Source organism: Aeromonas popoffii (assembly GCF_000820025.1).
In the GTDB taxonomy this organism is placed as follows: domain Bacteria; phylum Pseudomonadota; class Gammaproteobacteria; order Enterobacterales; family Aeromonadaceae; genus Aeromonas; species Aeromonas popoffii.
Window position 1 is genome coordinate 1 of the sequence record NZ_CDBI01000052.1, and the last position, 24,478, is coordinate 24,478.

Annotated in this window: 23 protein-coding genes, 3 pseudogenes and 1 riboswitch; of the genes and pseudogenes, 8 read left to right on the forward strand and 18 right to left on the reverse strand. The window is 55.7% G+C overall.

All coding sequences use genetic code 11. From position 1 onward, the window contains the following. Positions 1-371 precede the first annotated feature (371 nt). Entirely contained in the window at positions 372-863 is a 492-nt protein-coding gene (locus BN1129_RS10160) for an RNA recognition motif domain-containing protein (protein ID WP_042036224.1), read from the forward strand. 18 nt (positions 864-881) lie between these two features. Here the strand turns inward: BN1129_RS10160 and murI are convergent, their stop codons facing one another. From murI to BN1129_RS10175, 3 genes are all read right to left on the reverse strand, one after another. Continuing rightward, positions 882-1,673 (reverse strand): glutamate racemase, encoded by a 792-nt coding sequence (gene murI, locus BN1129_RS10165; protein ID WP_042036226.1) that lies wholly within the window; start codon positions 1,671-1,673, stop codon positions 882-884. 129 nt (positions 1,674-1,802) lie between these two features. Beyond that, positions 1,803-3,629 (reverse strand): TonB-dependent receptor domain-containing protein, encoded by a 1,827-nt coding sequence (locus tag BN1129_RS10170; RefSeq protein WP_042036229.1) that lies wholly within the window; start codon positions 3,627-3,629, stop codon positions 1,803-1,805. A 52-nt stretch (positions 3,630-3,681) separates the two neighbouring features. After that, positions 3,682-3,859: riboswitch (cobalamin riboswitch) on the reverse strand. A 36-nt stretch (positions 3,860-3,895) separates the two neighbouring features. After that, the gene (locus tag BN1129_RS10175) at positions 3,896-4,798 is read right to left on the reverse strand and encodes a LysR family transcriptional regulator (protein WP_042036231.1); all 903 of its coding nucleotides are present in this window, start codon (positions 4,796-4,798) and stop codon (positions 3,896-3,898) included. Positions 4,799-4,908: 110 nt separating this feature from the next. Between BN1129_RS10175 and BN1129_RS10180 the strand changes: the two genes are divergently transcribed. The 4 genes from BN1129_RS10180 (at position 4,909) to BN1129_RS10195 (ending at position 7,836) form a co-directional block, all read left to right on the forward strand. Continuing rightward, a complete protein-coding gene (locus tag BN1129_RS10180; protein ID WP_042036233.1) occupies positions 4,909-5,835 on the forward strand; it encodes a sodium-dependent bicarbonate transport family permease in 927 nt (308 codons plus the stop codon). 4 nt (positions 5,836-5,839) lie between these two features. After that, positions 5,840-6,142 (forward strand): P-II family nitrogen regulator, encoded by a 303-nt coding sequence (locus BN1129_RS10185; protein WP_042036234.1) that lies wholly within the window; start codon positions 5,840-5,842, stop codon positions 6,140-6,142. Between the two features lie 63 nt (positions 6,143-6,205). Further along, positions 6,206-6,715, forward strand: coding sequence for a 5-(carboxyamino)imidazole ribonucleotide mutase (purE, locus tag BN1129_RS10190; RefSeq protein WP_042036236.1), 510 nt, complete (start codon positions 6,206-6,208; stop codon positions 6,713-6,715). Beyond that, positions 6,712-7,836 carry a 5-(carboxyamino)imidazole ribonucleotide synthase gene (locus tag BN1129_RS10195; RefSeq protein WP_042036238.1) on the forward strand — a complete coding sequence of 375 codons (1,125 nt, stop codon included), beginning with the start codon at positions 6,712-6,714 and terminating at the stop codon, positions 7,834-7,836. The genes purE and BN1129_RS10195 overlap by 4 nt, the downstream gene beginning before the upstream one ends. Before the next feature lie 290 nt (positions 7,837-8,126). Here BN1129_RS10195 and BN1129_RS10200 read toward each other — a convergent pair whose 3' ends face one another. From BN1129_RS10200 to BN1129_RS10210, 3 genes are all read right to left on the reverse strand, one after another. Further along, the gene (locus tag BN1129_RS10200; protein ID WP_042036240.1) at positions 8,127-9,317 is read right to left on the reverse strand and encodes an L-lactate MFS transporter; all 1,191 of its coding nucleotides are present in this window, start codon (positions 9,315-9,317) and stop codon (positions 8,127-8,129) included. A gap of 109 nt (positions 9,318-9,426) precedes the next feature. After that, positions 9,427-10,170, reverse strand: coding sequence for a LytR/AlgR family response regulator transcription factor (locus BN1129_RS10205; RefSeq protein WP_042036242.1), 744 nt, complete (start codon positions 10,168-10,170; stop codon positions 9,427-9,429). Between the two features lie 46 nt (positions 10,171-10,216). Further along, positions 10,217-11,890 carry a sensor histidine kinase gene (locus tag BN1129_RS10210; RefSeq protein ID WP_042036243.1) on the reverse strand — a complete coding sequence of 558 codons (1,674 nt, stop codon included), beginning with the start codon at positions 11,888-11,890 and terminating at the stop codon, positions 10,217-10,219. Positions 11,891-12,054: 164 nt separating this feature from the next. Here BN1129_RS10210 and BN1129_RS22445 point away from each other — a divergent pair. Then, positions 12,055-12,439: pseudogene (locus tag BN1129_RS22445) on the forward strand (IS66 family transposase); the annotation flags it as partial. Between the two features lie 90 nt (positions 12,440-12,529). Here BN1129_RS22445 and BN1129_RS10215 read toward each other — a convergent pair. The 3 genes from BN1129_RS10215 to BN1129_RS23800 form a co-directional block, all read right to left on the reverse strand. Further along, positions 12,530-13,009: a hypothetical protein gene (locus BN1129_RS10215; RefSeq protein ID WP_209418500.1), complete on the reverse strand. Its 480-nt coding sequence runs from the start codon at positions 13,007-13,009 to the stop codon at positions 12,530-12,532. Continuing rightward, positions 12,993-13,664: a winged helix-turn-helix domain-containing protein gene (locus BN1129_RS22450; protein ID WP_209418501.1), complete on the reverse strand. Its 672-nt coding sequence runs from the start codon at positions 13,662-13,664 to the stop codon at positions 12,993-12,995. The genes BN1129_RS10215 and BN1129_RS22450 overlap by 17 nt, the downstream gene beginning before the upstream one ends. Before the next feature lie 121 nt (positions 13,665-13,785). Beyond that, entirely contained in the window at positions 13,786-14,043 is a 258-nt protein-coding gene (locus BN1129_RS23800; protein WP_167335273.1) for a hypothetical protein, read from the reverse strand. On the opposite strand from BN1129_RS23800, the pseudogene BN1129_RS10220 reads away from it, so the two are divergent. Then, positions 13,945-14,184 (forward strand): annotated as a pseudogene (locus BN1129_RS10220) (transposase); the annotation flags it as partial. The gene BN1129_RS23800 and the pseudogene BN1129_RS10220 overlap by 99 nt on opposite strands. A gap of 101 nt (positions 14,185-14,285) precedes the next feature. Continuing rightward, positions 14,286-15,223, forward strand: a pseudogene (locus tag BN1129_RS22455) (IS5 family transposase). A gap of 47 nt (positions 15,224-15,270) precedes the next feature. On the opposite strand, the gene BN1129_RS10235 reads toward BN1129_RS22455, so the two are convergent. The 9 genes from BN1129_RS10235 to BN1129_RS10270 all read right to left on the reverse strand — a co-directional run bounded on the left by BN1129_RS10235 (position 15,271) and on the right by BN1129_RS10270 (position 24,381). Then, on the reverse strand, positions 15,271-15,648 hold the full coding sequence (locus tag BN1129_RS10235) for a PLDc N-terminal domain-containing protein (RefSeq protein WP_042036246.1): 378 nt from the start codon (positions 15,646-15,648) through the stop codon (positions 15,271-15,273). 69 nt (positions 15,649-15,717) lie between these two features. Next, a complete protein-coding gene (locus BN1129_RS10240) occupies positions 15,718-15,942 on the reverse strand; it encodes a LapA family protein (protein WP_042036247.1) in 225 nt (74 codons plus the stop codon). Between the two features lie 67 nt (positions 15,943-16,009). Continuing rightward, positions 16,010-16,516, reverse strand: a complete 507-nt coding sequence (locus BN1129_RS10245) for a hypothetical protein (RefSeq protein ID WP_042036248.1) — start codon at positions 16,514-16,516, stop codon at positions 16,010-16,012. 73 nt (positions 16,517-16,589) lie between these two features. Continuing rightward, positions 16,590-17,039, reverse strand: a complete 450-nt coding sequence (gene afaD, locus BN1129_RS10250; RefSeq protein ID WP_052449333.1) for an AfaD family invasin — start codon at positions 17,037-17,039, stop codon at positions 16,590-16,592. Positions 17,040-17,091: 52 nt separating this feature from the next. Beyond that, positions 17,092-19,605, reverse strand: coding sequence for a fimbrial biogenesis outer membrane usher protein (locus BN1129_RS10255; RefSeq protein WP_042036249.1), 2,514 nt, complete (start codon positions 19,603-19,605; stop codon positions 17,092-17,094). Positions 19,606-19,665: 60 nt separating this feature from the next. Continuing rightward, complete coding sequence (locus tag BN1129_RS10260; protein ID WP_042036251.1) at positions 19,666-20,442, reverse strand: fimbria/pilus periplasmic chaperone; 777 nt, start codon at positions 20,440-20,442, stop codon at positions 19,666-19,668. Positions 20,443-20,647: 205 nt separating this feature from the next. Continuing rightward, on the reverse strand, positions 20,648-21,166 hold the full coding sequence (locus tag BN1129_RS23290; RefSeq protein WP_157013329.1) for a hypothetical protein: 519 nt from the start codon (positions 21,164-21,166) through the stop codon (positions 20,648-20,650). Between the two features lie 1,147 nt (positions 21,167-22,313). After that, complete coding sequence (locus BN1129_RS10265; RefSeq protein WP_042036252.1) at positions 22,314-22,808, reverse strand: hypothetical protein; 495 nt, start codon at positions 22,806-22,808, stop codon at positions 22,314-22,316. A gap of 388 nt (positions 22,809-23,196) precedes the next feature. Next, the gene (locus tag BN1129_RS10270) at positions 23,197-24,381 is read right to left on the reverse strand and encodes a BaiN/RdsA family NAD(P)/FAD-dependent oxidoreductase (RefSeq protein ID WP_042036258.1); all 1,185 of its coding nucleotides are present in this window, start codon (positions 24,379-24,381) and stop codon (positions 23,197-23,199) included. Positions 24,382-24,478: the final 97 nt, after the last annotated feature.

Consider the following 24,478-nt stretch of genomic DNA (forward strand, 5'->3'; position numbering starts at 1 on the left):
TTTCTTTCGGCGCCCACTTCGCTAGGAAGCTGGCTCATCAGGTTGGCGTGTTCCGCCGTGCTGGTAGGGGCGCATTATAGGGAGCGGCTTCGGGATGACAAGACTTTTTTTGAAGAAAGTCACGGAAACTTCAAAATATCCAATTAGAAACAGCTTACTCAGTGTATATATACAGTGTTATCCACAAGCCGATGATTTCAGTCCTGTTTTATCATCATTTAAGTGGGTCTTCCCCCATTAAGGGATGCCATACTGGAACGGATAATGTGTCCCAAGTGGTCCATGGTAGCGCCCGGCTGGAAAGCTGGTTACCATGGAGGTGAATAGAGTGTTGCACCTTTTTTGCTTTCATTTACAAAAGGTCTTTAAAGATGAATTTATCCAAGTTTCCCGTTTATGTGCAGGCGGCCATCCTTGCCCTGGTATTGGCGCTGGTTGGTTATCTGGTTGCCCAGGCTCTGCAGTTTTCTTTGAAAGCCGAAGTGATTTTTGCTGTGGGTCTGGCCATTGGTGGTTTCATCGTGCCGCTGCTTCTTAAGCGGACACCTGCCGCCACGGCAGAGCTGGTCTCCGGCCAAGAGACTTGCACCTTATATGTAGGCAACCTGCCCTATCGCGCCAACGAGATTGCAGTACGCGAGCTGTTTGCCGAACAAGGTCAGGTAATCTCTGTCCGTTTGATGAAGGACAAGGCTACCGGCAAGCGCAGAGGGTTTGGTTTTGTGGAGATGCCCGCTGCCGATGCAGCCAAGGCAATCACGGCACTCAATGACAAGGAGTATCAGCAACGTACCCTCAAGGTACGCGAAGCCAACGACAAGCGGGATAAGGATGAGAGAGAAGGGAGCGAGGTCGACGCCTGATCCCTTGGCGGTAACGAACTAGTACCGAACCTCTTCGAGTGATGACAGCCCCCAAGCTTGCAAGGGGGCTGTCAGTTTTTGGGCTTCTGCATCCAGTCGGGTGCAATAGGCCCTCGCCTGCACCACGGCCTGGGAAGGTTGCCCAGCGACCGTGGCCAGTAGATGGGCCACCCGTCTTGCCACAGCGTCCCCTGAATCCACCAGCTGACATCCTGGCATCAGTTGCCGGATCTCGTCATTGAGCAGCGGGAAGTGGGTGCAGCCCAACACCAGTGTATCCGGCCTTGCCTCTCCTTCCATCCAGTCCATCAGCACCTCCTGCAACAGCGCCATGTTTACCGGCCGTCCCGCCAGCTTGTGCTCGGCTTCGATCACCAGCTCGGTCGTCCCCTTGAGCAACACCCGCTGGCCCGGGGCAAATTGGGTAATAAGGTGGTGAGTATATTCACGGCTGACGGTGCCCGGGGTGGCCAGCAAGCCAATACAGCCATTGCGGGTCAGGGTAGCAGCCGGTTTGATGGCAGGCACCACGCCGACAACCGGAATGGTCAGGGCCGCACGCAAGGACGGCAGGGCTATGGTGCTGGCAGTATTACAGGCAATCACCACCAGATCGATGGCATGCTCGGCCACCATCTGACTGACCAGCCGGGTGCAAGCCGTAATGAGGGCAGCCTCACTCAACTCGCCATAGGGGAAATTGGCGTTGTCGAAACAATAGAAGTAGTTGTGTGCCGGCAGCGCACGGCGGATCTCGCGATAGATGCTCAAGCCACCCATGCCGGAGTCGAACACTAGAATATTGGCCACCTGACCTCCCCCTTTGGTGCAAGGTGGCGATCATACTCCCGCCTGCCGCCAATAGAAAAGGCCCTGCACATGGCAGGGCCTCGCTTTTTCTCTTCTACATATAGCAGCTATATATAGCTGCGCTGGCAATCAGAGGCGGTAGTCCGCTGTCAGTTTGAACTCGGTACCCGCGGATGCGTAACCATAGGCCGGGGTATAGTCACGATCGAACAGGTTGTCGATGCGACCACCCAGAGTGAGCTGAGGCGTCACCCCATAGCTGGCCGCCAGATTAATCAGGGTGTAGGAACCCAGTTCTACCCGCTCTGCCGGGAAGCTGCTGAAGTTCTTGTCATCCCGCTTGCCCACATAAAGCAGTTCGGTTGAAAGATCGACCTGACCCAGCTGTACCTGGGTCAGCCAGCTGGCCTTCTGCTTGGCGCGGCGCAACAGTTGCTGGTCGCCATCGTTCTTGTCTTCGGTCTTGGTGTAATCGAAGCTGACGTCGTGATGGAGCGGTCCGGTTTCCAGACCCAGCGCCACTTCCACGCCGCGGATCTCGGCATCCGTGTTGTCAGGCTCGCAGCTGGAGAACGCACTCTGACAGACGATCAGGTTCTGGATCTTGTTGCGATACAGGTTCAGCGACCAGTCCCAACCGGTATAACGACCGCTGAAGCCCAACTCCAGGTTCTTGCTCTCCTCCGGTTTCAAATCAGGATTCTCATAACCGGGATAGTAGAGATCGAGGAAGGTCGGCGCCTTGAAGCCGGTGCCATAACTCAACCGCACATTGTGGTTGTCATCTATGTCCAGACCACTGGCGGCAGACCAGGTGTTGTGACGGCCATACTGCTGGTTGTCATCGGTGCGACCCGAAAGCTCCCACAGCAGGGCCTGCCAGCGATAGCTGCCCACCGCAAACAGACCCGTGTTGTCGCGATCGGGGGCATTGAACGCCTGACCAGCGCTGCGCGAGTTGGATTTCAACTGCTCCTGCTGCCAGTCTGCACCACCGGTCAAATTAAGCCCCTCGACGCCGCTCCAGCTGTTGATCCAGGAGAAACGGGTCAAGCCGGTGTGGATCGGCTGGGCGCTGGATTCCCCCTTGCTCTCCAGCCAGCTCTTCAGCTTGTTCTCGCCATAACTGGCCTCCAGCCGACTGGTCAGCGTCTCGCTCTGAAACTTGAGACTACCATCATACTGGAAGGCCTTGACTCGGCTTTGGTCTGTAGTGCCGTCGGTATCTGTCAAGTTGTCATAGCCCTGGGCGTTGAAGTCCGCACGCCAGGCATCATTGAAGGCGTGGTTCAGCCCGATCTGGCCGTGCAGACTGTCGAAGCCATCCCGATCCGGCTGCTGGGCATTGGCCACCACATCGAAACCATCGGTACGCTCATAGCCGATCATCATATTCATGTCGGTCTGCTGACCCAGGGCCTGCACGGTACGCGCCTGACCCTGGCCATAACCATTGCTGCCCACGCCACCTCTCAGGTGGGTCTCGTTGCCATGCTTGGCGGAGGTTTTGGTGATGAGGTTGATGACGCCACCGATGGCATCCGCGCCATAGACAGCCGCGCGCGGGCCCCGGATGTACTCGATGCGCTCGATATTGCCGAGGGGGATCTGGCTGAGGTCTGGCGTGCCGGCCACCATGGCGGCGATGGGGCGCCCATTCATCAGCACCAGCGAATGGTTGGAGTTAGTACCGCGGATGAACAGGCTGCTCATGTGCCCTCGCCCACCCAGGGTGGTGATCTGCACACCCGGCAGCGTCTTCAACAGTGCAGGCAGGCTCTGCACCTGACGGGCTTCGATCTCGGCGCGCTCGATCACCACAACGGGCGCCAGCACCGAGCTGACCGGTTGTTCCACGCGATTGGCGGTGATCACCAGGGTAGGATTGACGGGGATGGTCGTCTGGGCGAAGGCAGCCGTTGGCAACAGGGCTGCCACCAATAATTTCTTGGACATGAGAGATCCTTAAGTTCGCGTAAGCATCTACTTCGTGGCCGGTTTCTCTCGGCCCGAAATATGAACTTTGGCAGGTCTTCGGGCTGAGGGGCTGATGGCCTAACGCGACGGCTTCCCACCTGACGGCAGTGCCCTGATGTCACTTCGTTCCCCCTTACCGCTGCGCGCCAGCTCCGGATTTTCACCGGATTCCCTATTAAGCATGATGCGCCAAAGCGGCGGGGATTATAGGCAGAGCCAGATTGGATGTATAGCCATCTAGATTTCTATTTATGCTTTTCCATCTCTACCAGCCGCTGTCTGGCACCCTCTATCACCGCCTGTACACCGGGGTGGGAGAGTTGGCGGCCAGCAGATACCAGATAATAGGAGAGCGTGACCTCGGGCAAGGTGGCGAGCAACTCGACGCCATAGAGGCGCTCAATCTCGTCACGCATCGCAAGGGGGGCTGGAAAGATCCCCATGCCCGCCTTGCCGAACGACTTCATCAGGGTCGAGTCGTCAAACTGACCGACCAGATGGGGATGTATGCCCTGCTGGCGATACCAGGCCAGCAGCCGGTCATGGGTGGCCGATTTCTCTCCGGGAATAAGCAGCGGTAACCCCTCCAGCGAGGCGGGAAAGCCATCCCGCGCCCGCGCCGCCAGCGCCGGGCTCGCAAACAGTGCCAGCGGGCTACGCCCCAGTTCATGGTTGTAGCCACGTACGCCGCTGTCCGGTGGCAGTGGGCGATCGATCAGCACCATATCCAGCTTGTGTCTGGCCAGCTCGCTGAATAGCTGTTCGGCCCGCTCTTCATGGCAGATCAGCCGCACCGGCGTCGCCAGCGCCATGGCGGGGGCCAGCAGCTCGAACGCCAGGGTGCGGGGCACGGAGTCGGCAATCCCCACCTGCATGATCAGCTCCTGGCTGGCGTGGCGCAGGGTGTGTTCCAGCTCGGCCCCCAGCGAGAAAATCGCCCCCGCCTGCTCCTGTGCTTGCCGTCCGGCGACGGTCAGCACGAGGCGTCGACCCACTCTGCTAAACAGCGCGACCCCGAGGGAGATCTCCAGCTCGGCGACCTGACCGCTGATGGTTTGCGGCGTGAGATGAAGCTGTTGCGCCGCCTGCGTCACGCTACCGCAGCGCGCCACATGCCAGAAGTAGTAGAGCTGTTTGTAGTTGAGCATGCCATCCCTTATCAGTTTTTACCGAACAACCATCAGTCACAATCTGATTTTATCGAAACATCGCGGGCTCTAGCATGCAACCATTATCTGCACTCCTCCTGCGAGCCATCATGCTGGATGTCGTTGTTCTCTTCTTTCTATTCGGGCTGCTGGCCGGTCTGGTGCGCTCCGAGCTGAAATTACCGCCCGCGCTCTACGATACACTCTCCCTTTTCCTGCTGCTGGCCATCGGCCTCAAGGGCGGCGTCGGTCTGGCCCAGCAATCTTTGCTGCCCCTGCTGCCACAGCTGGCGCTGGTAATCCTGCTTGGCGTGGTGCAGACCCTGCTCGGCTTTGCCGTGCTGCGCCTCAAGATGAACCGGGTGGATGCCGCCGCTACCGCAGCCCATTACGGCTCGGTCAGCGTGGCCACCTTTGCGGTCGGGGTGAACTGGCTGACCGAACGGGGTATCAGTTTTGAATCACAACTCTCTATCTTCCTCGCGGTGATGGAGATCCCGGCCATCCTGGTGGGGATAGTGCTAGCCCGTGGCATCAGCCGCGAAACTCGCTGGCGCATGCTGGCTCACGAATCTTTCCTCGGCAAAGGGGTGACCCTGCTACTGGGCGGTATGGCCATCGGCTATCTGGCAGGCCCCGATGGCGTTGCCCCGCTCAAACCGCTGTTCGTCGACCTGTTCAAGGGAGCGCTGGCACTGTTCCTGCTGGAGATGGGCCTCATCGTCGCCCGCCAGTGTCAGGACTTGCGCAAGCATGGCTTCTTCCTGCTCGGCTTCGCGCTGTTGATGCCGCTCGCTTCAGCGGGACTGGGATTGGCAGCTGGCCAGCTGATGGGGCTCTCCCTCGGCGGCCTGACCCTGCTGGCCACCCTGGCGGCCAGCGCCTCCTATATCGCCGTACCGGCCACCATGCGTATCGCCCTGCCACAAGCCAACCCGGGGTTGTCCCTCAGCGCCGTGCTGGGGGTCACCTTCCCGTTCAACATCATGCTGGGGATCCCGCTCTACCACAGCTGGGCCCGCCACTTCACGGAGTAGCCACATGCAGACCGAGACCCGCACCCTGTTGACCGTTATCACGGAAGCCAATCTGGAGCCGACCCTGCTGCGCACCCTCACCCGCGAGGGGCTGCGCGGCTACACCATCACCGATGCCCGCGGCCGGGGTGATCATGGCGAGCGCAACGCCAGCTGGAGCGAGAGCGGCAACATCCGGCTGGAGGCGATCTGCAGCCGTGAGCAGGCGGAGCGGATGCTGGCCCACCTGCAGAGTCGCTACTACCCCGACTACGCCATGATCGCCTTTCTGCAACCGGTCGAAATCGTGCGACCCGAGAAATTCTGAGCCGGCTTGCCGGCTCTTTTTGTTTACTAAAAGCAAACGTTTAACAGCAAGGAACCAATAAACATGAACACCCCTCCCCTGATTGGCCTGGTGATGGGCTCCGACTCCGACTGGCCCGTGATGCAGGCCGCAGCCCGCATCCTCAAGGAGCACGGTGTGCCCTACGAGGCGCGCGTGGTGTCTGCCCATCGCACGCCGGATCTGCTGTTCGAATATGCCGCCAGTGCCCGCGAACGCGGTCTGCGCGCCATCATCGCCGGGGCCGGTGGCGCCGCCCACCTGCCGGGTATGGTCGCCGCCAAGACCACGCTGCCAGTGCTGGGAGTCCCCATTCCCTCGCGTCAGCTCAAGGGGATGGACTCGCTGCTCTCCATTGTGCAGATGCCCAAGGGGGTGCCGGTCGCTACCTTCGCCATCGGCGAGGCGGGGGCAGCCAACGCCGGACTGTTCGCGGTCTCTCTGCTGTCGGTCGCCCGGGACGAGGAGGCTCCCCGCTACCAGCAACAGCTCGACGACTTCCGTGCCAACGAGCGTGACCGGGTGCTGGCGCTGCAACTGGAGGAGCCGACATGATAGTGCCACCCGCCACCCTCGGTATGCTCGGCGGCGGCCAGCTTGGCCGCTACTTCGTGATGGCCGCCCACCGCCTCGGCTACAAGATGGTGGTACTGGATCCCGACCCGGCCAGCATCGCCGGTGCCGCCGCCGATCACCATATTGTCGCCTCCTATGACGACCAAACGGCCCTGCACGATCTGGCCAGCCGCTGCGCCGCCATCACTTGCGAGTTCGAGAACGTACCCGCCGCCACCCTCGCACTGCTGGAGCAACGCAAGCCGGTGCGCCCGGCCGCCAGCGCAGTGCGTATCTGTCAGGATCGCCGCGAGGAGAAAGCCTTTCTGCGCGGAGCAGACATCCCGGTTGCCCCCTATCTGGCGCTGCTGGCGGAAGATCCCATCCCCGCACAGGCCAGCGAACTCTTCCCCGCCATCCTCAAGACTGCCCGCGAGGGGTATGACGGCAAGGGGCAGTGGCAGGTAAACAATCTGGACGAACTGGCAACGGCGCTGGCAGGCAGTGGCGTGCCCTGCGTGCTGGAGAAACGGCTGGCGCTAGAGGGGGAATTTGCCCTGACCCTGGCCCGCAGCCCAGGCGGCGCCATCAGCGCCCTGCCACTGGTGCAGAACTGGCACAGCGGCGGCATTCTCGACCAGACTCGCTCACCGGCCAATGCGCCGGCGCTGGAGAGTGAGGCCAAGCGCATTGCCGAACATCTCATCGCCGCCCTCGACTACGTGGGGGTACTGACGGTGGAGTTCTTCCTGGTGGGCGGCCAGCTGTTGGTCAACGAGATGGCGCCCCGCCCTCACAACTCGGGCCACCCCAGCCTCGACAACGCTGAATGCAGCCAGTTCGAGTTGCAGGTACGCGCCCTCTGCGATCTGCCGCTGCCAGAGCAGATCGCTGTGCGGCCCGCCCTGTTAATCAACCTGCTGGGAGATCTCTGGCAAAACGGCACGCCAGACTGGGCCGCCCTGCTGGCGCTGCCCGGTCTGCATCTGCACCTCTATGACAAGGGCAACCCCCGCCCCGGCCGCAAGATGGGCCACATCACCATCACAGGTGATAACTGGTCAACGGTGGAGGATACCTGCCGTCAGGCCCGTCTGTTGCTGGGGCTAGCGCCACACTGATCGACCATCCGAAATGCAAAGACCCGGGCATGGCCCGTAATGCCAGTCAGTTAAGAGAATTTGAGTCCCAACCCGCAGGGGATAAGGGCTAAAGAGTGAGGGAGGCATGATGCCTCCCTCTTTTTATTGCATGCCAGTCAGGGCAAGGGTTGGAGCCAAATTGACTCTTTAACCATGGAACAGCTTTTGATATTCAATATCTCGAATATTTAGTCATAAAAATGCTTAACTGACTGGCATTAGGGCATGGCCCGGGTCTTTGTTATTGCTTGCTGTGGCAGTGAGGGTAATCAGGCCCGCACCACCGATACCGGCGCCGGCAAACGGATGGTCAGGGAGAGCACCAGCGCCACCACCAGCAACACCAGGATCAGGTTGAAGGTCGCCATAAAGCCGCCAAACAGGAAGGCCACGATGGAGCCGATGATGCTGCCCAGACCAAAGCCCAGATAGATGACGCCGTAGTTCTTGGTCAGGTTGTTGAGACCGAAGAAGTCACTCACCAGTGAGGGATAGACGGTGATGGTGCCACCGAAGCTGAAAGCCACACAGGCTACCGCCACGAAGAAGAGGTTGGCATTAAGCGGCACGAACAACAGCAATCCCATGCCACAGAGCATGATCAGCTGGGCGATGGTGATGACCCGGATGCGGGACATCTTGTCAGAGAGGATACCCAGCACCAGTCGCCCCCCCAGGTTGGCCATGGCGATCACCGCGACCGCATTGACAGCCACTGCAGCCGACAGACCCACCATGTTCTCGCCGATATCCTTGGCCACGCCGATGACATAGAGGCCGCTCATGCAGGTGGTGAGGAACATCAGCGCCAGCATCCAGTACTGCGGCTTGCGCATCGCTTCGGCCAGGGTGAAATCACGGCGCTCGGTCTGCTGCGCCGAAGCGGCCTGCTGGGGTGCATCCTTCATCAGCATGCCACCCACCAGCACCATGGACATGGTGATCAGACCCCACAGCTGGAAGGTGGTCTCAAGGCCGGAGCTGGAGAGCAGCAGCAGGTTGATATATTTGAAGCCGAGACTACCGAGGCCATAGGCACCGATGGAGCAAGCGGAGATGAGCCCTTTGCGCTCCGGGAACCACTTCACGCAGTTGGAGAGAGTCATCAGATAGCCGGTACCGTTGGCAAAACCGACCAGAATGCCCGCGCAGAGATAGAGCATCACCAGATTGCTGGCGTGGGCGGTGAGGAAGAGGCCGATGCCGAGCAGCACGCCGGCCCCCAGGGTGACGTTGCGCACCCCGAACCGCTCCTGCAGCTTGCCCGCCATGCAGGAGGCCACCGCCAGAGAGAGGCTGAGCAGGCCAAAGGCGAAGGCCACCTGGCTCACAGGCTCGTCCAGCTTGTCGGAGAGCTGGGCGTTGAACAGGCTCCAGGTGTAGACAGAACCCAGTGCGAACTGGGTGATGATGGTACCGATCAGTGTCAGGTACCGGGTGCGGTTCAGATCGATGGTCATGATGCGTCTCGGTCGATGGCCTTCAGGAAAGTGAGGCCACTATAGGCAAGACGCCGCTCGCGCCGACCGATTAAGGCATGAAATGCAGATCGGCGGGAATGAATGACAATCAGAGCCGCATCAGCTGACGGAACGCCTTGATGTTGCTGCGGCTCACCGGCACCTCGAACGGCAGATCATGGAGCCGGATGAGATAGGTGCTGTTAAACCAGGGCACTATCTCGCGGATCTTGTTGATGTTGACGCAGTAGGAGCGGTGACAGCGGAAGAACCCCTCGGCAGGCAAGCGGCTGACAAACTCGCTGATGGTCATGGTCATCACGTAGCGATCGGTGCGGGTGTAGACATAGGTGAGCTTCTCGTCCGCCTCGGCGTAGTAAATCTGCTCGCAGGGGGTGACTATGATGCGCTCCCCCTTCACCAGATTGACGGTGCGATTCTGCGGGCTGATCACGTCGCCGCTCGCCTCCCCCGTAGTGGCTGGCTGCGATTTGCCCGCATGCTCGAGCTTTTGCAGCAGATTGATGATGCGCGGCTCGTTGTAGGGCTTGAGGATGTAGTCGAACGCCTCCAGCTCGAACGCCTCCACCGCAAACTCCTTGTAGGCAGTGACGAAGACGATGTGGGGCGGGTGACTCGATTTGTGCAGGTTCTTGGCCAGCAGCAGGCCGTCGATGGAGGGGATCTGGATATCCAGAAACACCACATCCACCTCGTGATCCTGCAGGTATTTGAACGCCTCCAGCCCATCCTCGAAGCTCGCCACTATCTCGATGGTGCTGTGCTGATTCACCAGATAGATGAGCTCCTCGCGGGCCAGATATTCGTCTTCGACAATAATGGCTTTCAGCATGACAACACCTCTCGCGGCACACACTTATCCCCAACCATGATGGCACTCAGCATGGCATCGACTCCTGATCCGGCAGATAAAAACAGACTTCGGTACCCGGCTCCAGCCGCTTGAGCTTCAGGCCGTCGCCATAGAGCAGTTTGACCCGCTGATGCACGTTCATCAGACCGATGCTGCGGCTCTCTACCCGACCGGCGGCCACCCCGTCGATCACTGCCTGACTGATGCCATAGCCGGTATCCCGCACCGATACCCGGATGCCCCCCGCCAGCTGTTTCACCTCGATGGTGACCCGACCCGGCGCACTGCGAGGCTGGATGCCGTGCAGGATGGCGTTTTCCACCAGCGGCTGCAACAGCAGGCTCGGCACCTGGATGTGGACATCGTCCACCTCGAACACCACCTCCAGCTTGTCGCCGAAGCGGGCCTGCTCGATGGCCACATAGTCGCGCACCTGCTGCAGCTCCTCCTGAATGTCGATGAGCTCATCCCCCTTGTTGAGGTTGTAGCGCAGGTAATCCGCCAGATTGGCGATCAGCTGGCGTGCCTGCTGGGGCCGGATGCGGATCAAGGATGAGATGGCGTTGAGGGCATTAAACAGGAAGTGCGGGTTGATCTTGCTCTGCAGCGCGGTGAACTCCGCCTTGCGGGTCATCTCCTTGAGCTGCTCGATGCGCGACACCTCCATCTGGGTAGAGATAAGCTGGGAGAGGCCCACCGCCATCTCCCGCAGCGAGCTGGTGATGCTGTGGGTGCGGCGATAATAGATCTTGAGGGTGCCGCTGACGGCGCCGTTTTCCCGCAGCGGAATAATGATGACAGAGTGAAAATCGGAAAGGTGATATTGGCGCAGATCGTTGTTGATGATGATCTGGTCGAGCAGCACCGCCTGCTGGGTCATGCCGCTGATGGCGTGGTGCTCGTCCAGCTCGTAATAATCCTTTCCCACACCCACGTAGGCCAGCACGTCATGGGTATCTGTGATGGCCACCGCATCGGCGCTGATGTCGCGCCGGATCACCTCGCACACCTGACTGAGAGAGTGGCGATCGATGTTCTGGAAGAAGGGCAGCGTCTTGTTGGCGATATCCAGCGCCAGCTTGGCCTGCTTGGCGGCAATCAGCTCCTTCTCGTCATCCAGATCTTGCACCAGCTTGATGATGAGGCCGATGCAGAGCGCCCCGGCGATCATCGGATAGGCGATGTGGTTGACGATCTCCACCCCTACCCCGTGGGGCTCTGTCAGCAGCAGGATCAGCAGCATGGTCAGCCCCTCGCACAGCATCCCCGCCAGAATGCCGTACAGCCAGAGTCGCGACTTGCGACAGCGCAGGTGCAACCAGGTCGCCAGCAGGCCGGCGATAATGCTGGCGATGAGGCAAGGGATCGAGGTGTGGCCATCCATATCGATGAGGTAGCGGTGCAGCCCGGAGATGACCCCGGCCGGAATGCCGACCCAGGGGCCAAACAGGATACCGCCCGAGATGATGGCGATGATCCGCACGTTGATCAGCGCACCCTCCACCGGAATGCCGGTGTAGGTACTGTATACGGCGAACAGGCAGAAGATGGAGGCCACCAGCACCAGCTCGGCCGGAGTGTGATCACGCTTCTGAAACAACCGCTGGAACGGCCTTGTGCGGGTCAGAAAGAACAGGGTCATCAGCATCAGCGCCGCCCGTTCGAATACCGCCAACAACATCATCTGATTTTCGAGCAAAACCGGGATCCCGTATCAATGCATGAAGATATGTACCAAGGCGTAGGATCATACCCCGTATCCCGTGCCAGCTCATTGCGAATAACGAGCGTCAGGCTAATTGGCACTGGTGGAAGAAACGGGCCATCAGGGTATCGCCAAAAATCAACAAGGTCAGGTAGGCGAAGCTCAGGCGCTATCGGCAAAGCTGGCGAAAGCCGTTATAGCTAGGGACAGTGCTGTGCTCGAAGCGCTACCGGGGGCGCTGTGAGTGGCTCATCTAAGGATGACAAGATACTGTGGCGGTTTATGAGTGATGACGATACCCCACTGACAAACAACGAGGCGGAATGAGCGCTGCGTGGCTATGTGCTGTGGCGTAAAGGGAGCCATGGGGTGTGTTCACATCGAGGGGAACGGTTTCGCCAGCGAATACTGTCATGGGTGGAGACGGCCAAAAGAGTGGGGCCTTCTCCCCAGGAGTGGCTACACGCCATCGTCAGGGCTTGTATCGAGACAACGGATTACCCCATCCCTGTCAACTTGTGTGCATCAAGCCCCTGCCGGTGAACGGTTACAATTTTAATGCCTCCTTCTTCTCTGAATTTCATTCAGGTTAAAAGAAAAAGTGACCTATTTGATAACTGATTAGTAATAGGATTAATCGTCATTCACACAGAGAAAGCTTGCAATGCCATTCGACTCTACAATGTAGTTATGTTTGTTTATACGGTAGATTGATATTAAAAGGTTACTGCCAACCGTAGACATAAAGGCAGGCAAGGGTACATGTAATTTATTTCTGTCTACCTCATCAGCCATGTTTACTTCAATACCTGTGAAGGTTAAAACCAGACTGTTATCAATGTCAGAGATGTTAAACAGTAATTTTCTGGATAAACGATAAGACACTCCACTTTCGGTAACTTTACCATTCAGGACCATGAATCCTTTGCTGTTATCAAAAGTGAGATCGATATTTGACTTAATACTATAGTTTTTGTTGTGCGTGTACTGTACACCATTGCAGTGAAGGGTTGTAACACTTTTCACACCAATAAAGTGCAAATAAATGAAACTGGCCAAAACAATAAGCAAAACAGTGCCGGAAATTATAATATATTTAAGGTTGAGTTTCATCAAGTTCACCATGATTAATGAAAATTTCAGTTTTACAGTCGTTTTGCTCGGTGTAGTTCATATCATTCTTACATGATATTATTGATATTGTCGCATGTCGCTCACTATAGCTGATATAAACAAAAGGGTAATTTTCACATTCCAAAGGGAGTGTTCTAATTAAGCTATTAACTCTCAGGTTGTTTTCTCTGCTTTTATTTTCGGTGCTGTTAAAAACACTACACCCATTAATTTTAGATATAAACACAAAGTCCTTTGGGTAATGCGTAACTCTCCATGGCGTGCTGTTATAGTCATAAAACAAAATGCCAAACAAAATAACAACCAGAGATGACAACAATATCAAATGATAAATAACAGGTTTTCTTTCTTTGGCTGGTTCAGTTTTATCTGGAGTGATCTCATTATTTTCAACATAATTTTCCACTACACTGGTAACCGTAAAAATAAATCCCTTACCCCTGATGGTTTTAAGTGATTCACTGGGAATGCCAGAGTCTTGAAGGGCTTTTCGTAACAGAGAAACATTCTGATATAATGTGTTTGGTGTTACATTTACACTGTTTTCACCCCATACTATAGCATATAGCTCTTCTTGCGAAACTGAGACCCCCATCCTTGTGATAAAAGCCTCGAATAACTGTGCAGTTGGCATGTTAATCTTAATGGTATTCCCCGTTAAAGAAGACGATATGTCACCACTTTCGGGGTAAAATAAAACGCTATCATTTATATTGTAACACTTAATCATCTCAATCGGCTTCCGATAACATCTATTAAAGCCTCATTATAGATAATTCACCATAATGCGCCACAATAATGAGAGGCTGTTTATCCTTTGAATTGGCGTTATTAGGTGTTGTTGCCGAAATCGATGCTGCTTGAATGGAACCAACTGAAGACGTGGCAATCTGATCATTTAAGTCAGCATTCCAATGGTCAAGCCGCTTCACCCCATATACGACAAGCCTCTCGTCCACCGTGGCTCTCTTACCTTCTGGGTTGATGCGGATGCCATGAACAACGGGTTCCACCACGACCATCGCAGGCGACGGGGCCGCAGCCAGCTCTACACCGACCGGACCATTTGTACCTTCCTGATACTCAAGGGGATTTTAAGCCCCACCCTGCGGGCCGCACAAGGGTTACTTGGCTCCCTTCCCCGGCTTATGAATGATGTGGGTTGACATGGGTGTTTCCCAAATCGATACGACTTGAATGTAACTAACTGAAAATGTGGCGCTCTGATCACCACCATTCCCTTCAAGTCAGCATCATGGGCGAGTCGCTTCACCCCATCACCAACTGGTCTCAATACAACAAGTCTCTGATTAACCCTGGCGCTCTCACCTTCTGGGTGGATGCAGACGCCATGGACAACTGGTTCCACCACAACCATCACGGGCGACCGGGACGTAGCCAGCGCTACACAGCCCCGACCATCTCTGCCTTCCTGATGTTCAAGGGGATTGTCAGCCCCACCCTGCGTGCAACAACGGGGCTACTCGACGCCTTCTCGCGTTGATGAATGTGCCGCTATGTGCCCCCGATGACAGTTGTGCCAGCAAGCGATCCCGTACGGTGAAGGTGGCGTATCGGCAGCCATCTAAAGGGAAGGTTACCGACCTGGTTATCGATTCAACTGGCCTGAAGGCACTTGGCGAAGGCGAGTGGAAAGCCAGAAAGCACGGCGCCGAGTCTGGCGCAAACTGCATCTGGCCGTTGACCCGGCAACCCACGATAGGGTGGCGGCGGAAGTTTCTTTAGAGAATGTCCATGATGCCGGGGCGTTACCGACATTGCTCAATCCTCTGTGGCGCAAGCTGGGTACCATTTATGCGGACAGCGCCTTTGACAGCAACGCCAGCCATCAGCTGATAGCGCGCAGAGGGGCAACAGCCGGTATCCCACCTCGCAAGAGCGCCGGGTGATGGAAAAAGGGACACGCGAGAAATGCGGCTGTACTGGTGATGCGAAAAGAAGGGCTGCCTCATTGGAAGAAGATATCGGGATATCACCGTCGTTCGCTGGCGGAGACGGCGATGTTTAGATTCAAGCAGTTGATGGCGGGGAGAGTCAGCCTGCGAAAATACAACGGTCAGGTGGGGAAGTGATGGCGTCTGTGACGCCATAAACAAACTGAACACCCTTGGCCTGCCTGTCAGAAAGCCCCAAGTGTGGCGGTCACTTGGGGCTGGGGACGTTATAACCTGATGGCTGATGTAACCCGGTTGAGCGACAACATGTGGCGCTGCATGTGCTTAGGCCAGTGCTTTGGCTTTGAGTTGGGCATATTCATCGGCATTGATCGCGCCATTATCGAGCAAGACTTTAGCTTCCCAGATCTGCTGGGCCGATGATTTACCCGCCACTTGCCGAATATAGTCTTCGGTATCTGATTTGGCCCGCTGCATCGCATCACGTTGACGCTGGGCCATGCCTGCGCCGTTGCTAACAATGTAAATCAGCGCGGTAAACATCGGCAAAAAGACCAGTCCGATGATCCACAGAGCTTTAAATCCGCCGCCCATTTCAGTGTTGCGAAACAGATCGCCGACGATCTGGAACAGCACCAAAAGGTAAGCGATAAAGATAAAACTTGAGAGTATTAACCAGAAGAAATCCCAGAAATTGCTCATGTTAGTGCGGCTCCTTTACGTTGCCTAATTGGTAGAGGTGTAGCCGGCGCAAACTCGCCGGCGATAGTGTTACTCGGGCTTGCGCATCGCGGCTTTTAGCAAACCGCTCAGCAGCGACCAGAGTACGCTGCCGGTGAGCATGCCAAGCACGTAAACGCCGACGATCAGCAGCGACGCCGGCAGCGTCAGGCTCATATTAAGCAGCGAAACGGTGACAAGGCTTATATTTTGAATTTTAAACAGCAAAACAGTCGTCGTGATGACGATGATTAACGCGGCGTAAACGTAACGCATAGACCCCCTGTACTGATGATTAAATGTCTCAAAAATAAATATATGGCTTGATGTATGAGGAGGATATTCAGCCTGTTATTTTAGCGCAGTATGTCATTGGCATTGTTTTTGTTGACAAGTAATATCCTTTTTCATTTTTTGTCAAAAAAAGCACCATGGTATTATCCGGGGAAATATAAAAGTCCGAGAATAGCGATCCTGATAAAGAAGCGATATCAATATCATCAACTTCTGTCTTCCAATTTCTTTTTGAAATCAGAAGGATATCACCATTCACAATGTTGACATCAAAAAGGACCCGGCGGCTAATTGCACCATGATAAACACCCTTGCGATAGATATTCCCATCAATATAGAAAACACCATTTTTATGGCTCATTGAAAGTTCAATTTTCACATTAGCCGAAAGGTCAAGGCCGGCTCTGTTTATGAGCACATTTGCAGTACATCTTGTTATTTCATCACGTTCATCATCCCCCCAAAAGTTAGCGATAAAAATAAGTGGGACTATGATAAAAACGAAAATAGAAACCCCACCCCATTTTGATATCAACAATGGAATCATCTTTAACAATCATATTTCCTGGATAAAAGCCTTTAGCAAAGGCTAATCAAGCGATAAGTCTCTTGGATTATTTTTTGTTAATTCAGGGTAATAATACCGCACCTTTTAATGCCAGTGAGTAATGATCAGCTATCACCGTCTGATCCCCATCAACCACCACATCAAAGGTGGCACTGTTTCCGCCATCACGCAGGATAATCCCTTTGCCTCCTTCATTATCTGGCTGCCAGCCTGGATACTCTATCCGTATGCGCAACTTATTGTTGCTGTTATTTTGCCCAATCAGCACATAACGGTTAGGCTGCGGCCCTGACTTGGTCGCATCACTCCACACCTGAAAGCCAAGGTGCCCGCCGTCATACTCTATCAGCCCCTTGCCAATACGGAATTCACCGTTGATACGGCCAGAGAGCAGGCCACTGTTTATTTGCAGATTAAGCTGCGGGGTATCCGCAGCCTGCGCTAACGACAATCCAGCGCTGCAAGCAGCCAGCCAGACGCCAAAACCCCAATAAAAAAATCGCTTTAGCATAATTGCCTCTCGTTACAGTAGCCTGCTTGGCAGCGGCTCTGGTTAATTGCCGCTAACTGCACACTGAGTTCATGACATACATATCCGCAGAGCCACGCTCTTTCGGCAACTGGAAATTCACACGGCACTGTTGTTGCTGGCTTTGCCCCCACCTTACTGACAACTCCCCTTTTGCCGGTAAGCCGGTCAGATAAACCACGCCGTTGTCATCTACAACCCCGGCAATCGTCGCCTGCTCTCCCAGCATGGCTATTGCCCCGAACGGCACGCTAGTACCGTCCTCGCGGGTCAGCGTCATCAGCGCTCGCGCACCAATACGGGTGGCAAACGTTGCCGGGATCACCGCGCCCTGAGTGGGCACCACCATCATATCCGTCTGCGTGACTTCCGCATTCGAGGGCAAATTGCTCGGATCCAGACTCACGTTGTTTTCCTGATACGGGTTGAGATGAGCCTGTGTGGTATAACCACGAAAATCTGTTCTCACGCCGGGCCACCCGCCGACCTGAACGCCTGAAGCACCCGGTGCCTCCACCAATGCCACGGTATCACTCAGCGGCTGACCAAAGGTAACACCGTTACGGTGTATGACCATGCCGCCCGACACATCAGCGCCCATTTGCCGGATGTTGGAGTTATAGCTGTAGTTGCCACCCACCTGACCGTAACCGCCGTACCATCTCAGCTGCAGTCTGCTGTTGTCACGATCACCACTATCCACACCCGAGCGATAACGCTGGCTCGCATTCCAGGACAACCGGCGATCAAGTGCCTGGCCATTAAGCCCGACTTCCTGTGAATCATTGCCATTCGACGGGGAGACGAACTGGTAGGTAGCATTGGTGGTGCCACCCAGCAGGCGATGCAGCGGCATACTGAACATCACGCTGGTGATGTGATCATTTTGCTGCTCACCGACAACGCCGGCACGTCGGTTCTGCGTCCAGTTCAGTGACAGATGTCCCCCGGCCACCCCAACGCCATAGCTGGCACCAAACGAATCATTATTACCAGAACGATCCCGGAAGCTGTCGCGGGTGCCATTCAGGTTGACATATCCCCACTCCCCCAGGGACTGGCTCAAGGTCAGCGTGGTGCTCGCTTTACGCTGATCCTGATTGCTGTCAGAGCCATCGGCATTATTGCGATAGCTGCCCAACACATCAGACAGCGTCTGGTAGCCAGAGGAGCTGTACTGGGAATTAGACAACGCCAGCGTGGTGTTGGTCGCGTCGACCGTTTTACTGTAACGCGTGCGCCAGACTCCCCCCGTCTCGCTCTCCTCCCCCTGGCGTTGCCCGCGTGCTGTCGTGTTATCTACCGACACACCGCCCCAGCTCCCCAAAGAAACGCCAAGACCCAGTGCTGCCGATTGGTAATGATCGGCACCTTGTGCGCCGCCATACACCGTCAGGTTCCAGGGCAAACCATACATCATGGTTGCCTGGCCAACCGCGGCTTCATCAACGGAGGAATCTGCCGCACGGTATTGCCCGGCCATCAGATTGTATTTGAGATAGCCCTCACGCAGCGCAATGGCTGGCGTGTTAAAGGGCACAGTAAATATTTGCGGGTTGCCATCGGTTTCCCATACGGTAACCTGCAAATTCCCGCCAGACATACCCGGCGATAAATCATTTAACGCAAACGGGCCCGGTGCCACAGTGGCATTATATATAGTGAAGCCATTCTGTTTGACTTCCACCCGCGCCTGGGTGCGCGCAATACCACGCACCACGGGCGCAAATTCGCGCTGGTTAAACGGCACCATCGCCTCATCCGAACCCAGCATTGCCCCACGAAAAGGCACGCTGTCAAAAATGTCTGATGGGGTAAAACGCTCCCCCAGCGTTACGCGGCTTTTGAGGTCATACAACCCATACTCCGCGTAGGTATACGCCGTTTGCCATTTGCCTTCCTGCTCGCCCTGCTTCTGCCAGGTCGTGGCATTACGCAAACGCCATGCCCCCAGGTTAGCGCCGGGTTGCAATTGCACAAAACTCGAATCGCTGCTGGCACTCGCCCCGGTGCGATATTCTGTCCGGTTCGTGTTGGCCTGATAGTTCATCAACAACACAGGAATGCCATCATCCCATAACTCTCTGGGCGCAATACCGGTCAACTTTGGCCGTAATGACACCTGCGGAATACTTAACAGCAGCTGTTGCTCATAGAACTGAAAATCGACCGTCGCGTGTGGAATAGCGGATAAGGTCGCACAGTCATCCGTTTGCTCCTTCGCCTGCGGCGGCTTGCCCGCGGACAAAAGAGGGTAGTTTTCAACTCTGACACCATAACGTGACAGCATCTCCACACTCAGGCAGGGTTGCAGAAACGGCTGGCCTTGCGCATTGGTCTCCTGCCGGAACAACACATCGCGGGAACCGACCCGATTACCATTGACCAGAATGTCAACAGGGTAGACCCCCGGCAGTTGCCCCCCCTGGTTAAACAGGGCCGCATCTGCGTTGTCTATACCCAAACTGGATAGATCAAAGGTATAAGTGCGCGCATCGACCGAGCAGCACACCAAACTCACAGCCAAACCTGGCAATAAACACTTCATATGGCGTCTATCTCTCCACAAGCGAGGTTAATAACCCGGCAGTGTTTTGCACCCCTGCGACTAGCGCGATGCCTGATACATACGGCTCTGGCTGCCGATATCGGTAATCACTTGCCACTGCACTTGTCCGGCCGCCCCTTTGGGCAAGGTAAAGCTGTGTGAAGAGAAGGGGGCAATATGTTGCAGTTGTTCAACATTCACTCCCCCCACGGTCACCCGGCTCAGGTTCATATAGAAGGGGGTCGGATTATTGACATTCAGGGTATTGCCCTGCCGTGTCCAGACCAGTGATGAGGCACGGTCCGCCAACTGCCCGATGCCGGACGGGCGCACCAGCAGTTTGATGCAGTTCTGCACACTGACCTGCACATTCAACGCCACAGTTTTAGGCGCTGCAGACTTGCCCTCTTTATCCGCGGCCCAGGCATCATCGCTCTGGGGGGGAATGCCGGTGACACACAGCCAATGCAGCGTTTCACGATCGCCCGGCAGTGGGCCGCCGGTGTGCACCACCCGCAAGCGGCTGCGCTGCTGCCCATCCAACCGGAACAAGGGCGGTGTCACCAAAAACGGGGCCGGTGTGGTTTTATCTTCGGCAAACACCTGTGAACGCACCAGCATAGGGTAGTTCTGCTGATTATGCACAGCAATGGTGGCGCCATTGGCAGCCGGGTTATAGATCAGCCGGCTGGCCCCCAACTTCAGCTCAAAGGCTTGGGTCGAGGTTTCCACCGGTAGCTCGGCGGCGTGTGTCAGTGTACTCAGCAGCACCAGCGCGATACCGAGGGCAGGCAGTGGGCGCTTTCTGGTGGGAATGATATATTGCCTTATTAACATGATGACTCCTGTTTACTAACCAACGAGTTAAAAACTGTAGCCTAAAAATGGATATATTGACAGTGAAGCATGCTTTCTTCCTCGCTGGCTAGTAAGCAGAATGAGGTTGTTTCATATTAACGCGGTAACAACCGCTACCGCGTTGTGAGTATTATCCCTCCCCCTTAATACTCAGGGAAGCTGGGGTCAGGTTTGACGATAACATTTAGAGTTCCCAACGTTGAGCATTTAGATGAACAGGATAAGTACCTGCAACTACAGTATGGGCGCCGTCCAATTGGAGCTGATAAGTAAATGTGCCAGTTGGATTAGTTTGATTCAAAGCTATACCGTCATCAATAATTGACATCGCCGTATTCTGATCTCCATACGTTTCATATAAACGTACAGTGATAGTCTCTTCACCCCCTTGTCTAGTGATTATACGGCTGTTTCTGTGTATCCAATTCTGTGTCCCATTAGTGAAAGTAACGGCAACAGTTGGGTGGCTGGCCACGTCGCCACTCAGGGTCACCACCCCAGTAGCCACCGGTGTCAATGAATATAAGAGAGTGTTCGCAGCTAGTGTTGCACTTGGTGTAACATCATGGGCAATACCACTAGGGGCAGTAAAAATGAGATTTGCTGTCGCTGACTGTGCCTCACCGACAGGTCCTGTTGCAGCAACCATACCTGAAGAAAGGGCCATGGTCATGGTTAAAACAGAGAGTGCATATTTTTTCATTTTAAGCATCCTATTCATTACAAGTACACATTTTTGGCTGGCAAAGAGCATTTAGAGCACTACCTTCGCCTTGCCTGTATTAACCACGGATAGTACAGAGGCCTGTATTAAGCGCTGCACTGTGGTTTCGCTGTTGATACTCCCTCAAGCCGCCCAGAATGATGAGTGAACTCGTTTTATTAAGATTTAATAATATTGATAAAAACCAATGAGTTGAGCTTTATGCTCGCCCGCAGCAGCCTGACAGTTGTGGTTTAGGGTATGCAGAACAAGCAGTTACCCAAGGCCCCCCGATCTCTCCTTTTTCAGCCGTCGAACGTGGCAGGCGGCTGTGGCATCCGTCACAAAACAGGCGATAAAAGGGATAAATGGCTTGCACATCGCCAACAAGGCCACTTTGTCGCCCCCATGCCCGCATTTGAAGCTCCCGCGCTGATGCCAGCGGCTGGCGATAGCACGCCGTGGCCCCTGTTTATGCCCCCTGCAACAATCTTATCTCTTCCTTATTCAGCAACCGTGAGCTGCTCAGAGAGACGTTCACTCTCTGTATGACACTCTGCTTTTTCACAAAAAACACATGAAAATCATAAAGATAAATTTAAATTCAGGAATGGCGGCACAGTACGCTTGCTTGTGCCAAGGCACAGGCCAGGTTGGCAAGCACTTGCGGGGGGTAAACGTGCCCACGCTGGCGCAGCAGCGACGCCGGCGACGGTAACGAGAGGCGGTGATATGCACGCGATTTTTATGGGGGGTTTGGGCGTCTGACTGGCTGCTGGCGGGGCTGGATTGTCGTTAGCGCAGGCTGCGGCTATCCCGCCGCTTACTCTTCATATACACAGTGGCCTGTGCTCTGGTCATATCGCTCTGGTCATATCGCTCTGGTCATATCACTCTGGTCATATCACTCTGGTCATATCACTCTGATCATATAGAGGGTGAATACCGTGTTGGCCAGCGGGGGGAGGGTATAATGGCGGGCACCCCGGCTATCAGGGATGGCTTTTTTATCATGCCAGCGATCATGCAATACGGACGGGCTCATGCAACAGGCAAAGGGGGATAAAGAGACGGGCGTCTCTTTATTTCACGCCCCCAGTGAACGGTGACTTAACATGTGATAACGACATGCTCGATATCGCTGTTGTTATAATGCATACAAATAGGCATTAATAACAAGCTGGTATGTCCCTGCTGCCACCCTTTGCGAGTGAGCCGCACGCACGACGTAGCGCCAATCACTTTTTGGCTCAGTGGCCGATAGCACGAACGCATTTATCGCGTTATCCACCAAAAATGTTTGCCCCGCATCAGGATTAAAGAAGGAGACCGTTAATGTATTATTGGAATTTTCCAACGAAGGGATGATATGGCTATTCGTCGTATCTGGCGTTCCCGACGCCCAGGCTAACGCTATCGATGTTTCTTTCGGTATCGTCTGCACATACCCCAGGGCGACAGGTGTTCCTTCATTTAACTGACCAGCAATCAAGCCCCGCTCTGGCACCAAAGTGTGGCTGACACTTTGCGGATCTGAAATAATGATATCGGCGGTAGCCAAGGTCGGCACACTTAAGTACTCGGCTTGAGATTCGAAGGCCAGCGCCATCATAGCAATAACGGCCATTTTCATATATTTCATATCGCTCCCTAACGCCAAGGTTGAGCAAAGCAGGCTGCTTTTTTCAGGAAAACCTATCCCATGGAAAATTATAGCTACTCGCTCCCATTTTCATCACCCATTATTGTCATCAGCAACCATATTCATTATTAAAAATAACAAACCGTTGTAAAATCTAACCATAATCGGGACAGGCGTCAAGAACATGGCCCGCTTGTGTCCTCCCCCCACAGAGGAACAAAGGAACAGCCAAACACCAGGCTCAGGTCTGGATTGTCAGCAGCCAGGCGGTCCATCCCACCTTGCCCTTATGGCACGGCGCATACCGCCACGGTAACCGCCGCGCCTGACTCAACAAAGGGTATAAGGTAGCCCGTTGCCCGTTCCGCCCACTGGGCGCAGGCTCCGATCAGCAGTATTGCCCCGCCACCCAACCCGATGACCAGGCCCACTGGAAGTTGTAGCCACCGAGCCAGCCGGTCACGTCCACCACCTCGCCGATAAAGTAGAGACCGGGCACCTTGCGCGCCGCCATGGTCTTGGAAGAGAGCTCGTTGGTATCCACGCCCCCCAGCGTCACCTCGGCAGTGCGATAGCCTTCGGTGCCGTTCGGCAGGATCTGCCAATCCCCCAGCAGGGTGGCGATGGCCTCCAGCTCCCGCTCGTTGTACTGACGCATGGGCTTGTTATTCAGCTGGCCCAGCTCCACCAGCTTGTCGACGAAGCGCTTGGGCAGCTCGCGTCCCAGCACTGTCTTCAGCTCCTGCGCAGGATGGGCCTGCGCCCATGCCTTGAGGGCCGCCGCAATATCCAGCTCGGGCAGCAGGTTGAGGTGGATCTTCTCCCCCGCCAGCCAAAACGAAGAGATTTGCAGGATGGCGGGGCCGGAGAGGCCACGGTGGGTGAACAGCATGGCCTCCTTGAAGCGGGTGCCATCTTCGGCGGTCACGGCCACCGGCAGGCTGACCCCGGCCAGATCGGCAAAGGCCTCCTTGTCGGCCTGATGGAGGGTAAAAGGCACCAGACCGGCGCGAGTGGGCAGCACAGCAAGGCCAAATTGCTCCGCCAGCTTGAAGCCATACGGGGTGGCACCGAGCTTGGGCATGGAGAGGCCGCCCGTGGCCACCACCAGCGAGTGGCAGCTTATCTCCCCCTGGCTGGTCGCGAGCACAAAGCCGGTATCGGACTTGCTGACGCTCAGGATCTCGGTCTGGAACTGCAGGGTCACCCCGGCCCAGTCGCACTCGGTGAGCAACACATCGACGATCTCCCTGGCGCTCTCGTCACAGAACAGCTGACCCAGCGTCTTCTCGTGGTAGTTGACCCCGTGCCGGTCCACCAGATCGATGAAATCCTGCTGGGTATAACGCGCCAACGCCGACTTGCAAAAGTGGGGATTGCCCGAGAGGAAGGCGTGGGGCCCGGTCTGATGGTTGGTGAAGTTGCAACGACCACCCCCGCTGATAAGGATCTTGCGGCCCGGCTTCTTGGCGTTGTCGAGCAACAGCACGGAGCGGCCCCGATAGCCGGCCTGCTGGGCACACATCAAACCGGCCGCACCGGCCCCGATCACCACCACATCAACCTGCTTCATCATCACTCACTCATCCAAATAAAAACGGCCCCGTTATACGAAAGACCGTCATTGTACCCAGCAGAAGCCACCGCAGTGGTTTCATGGCAGCATCAAT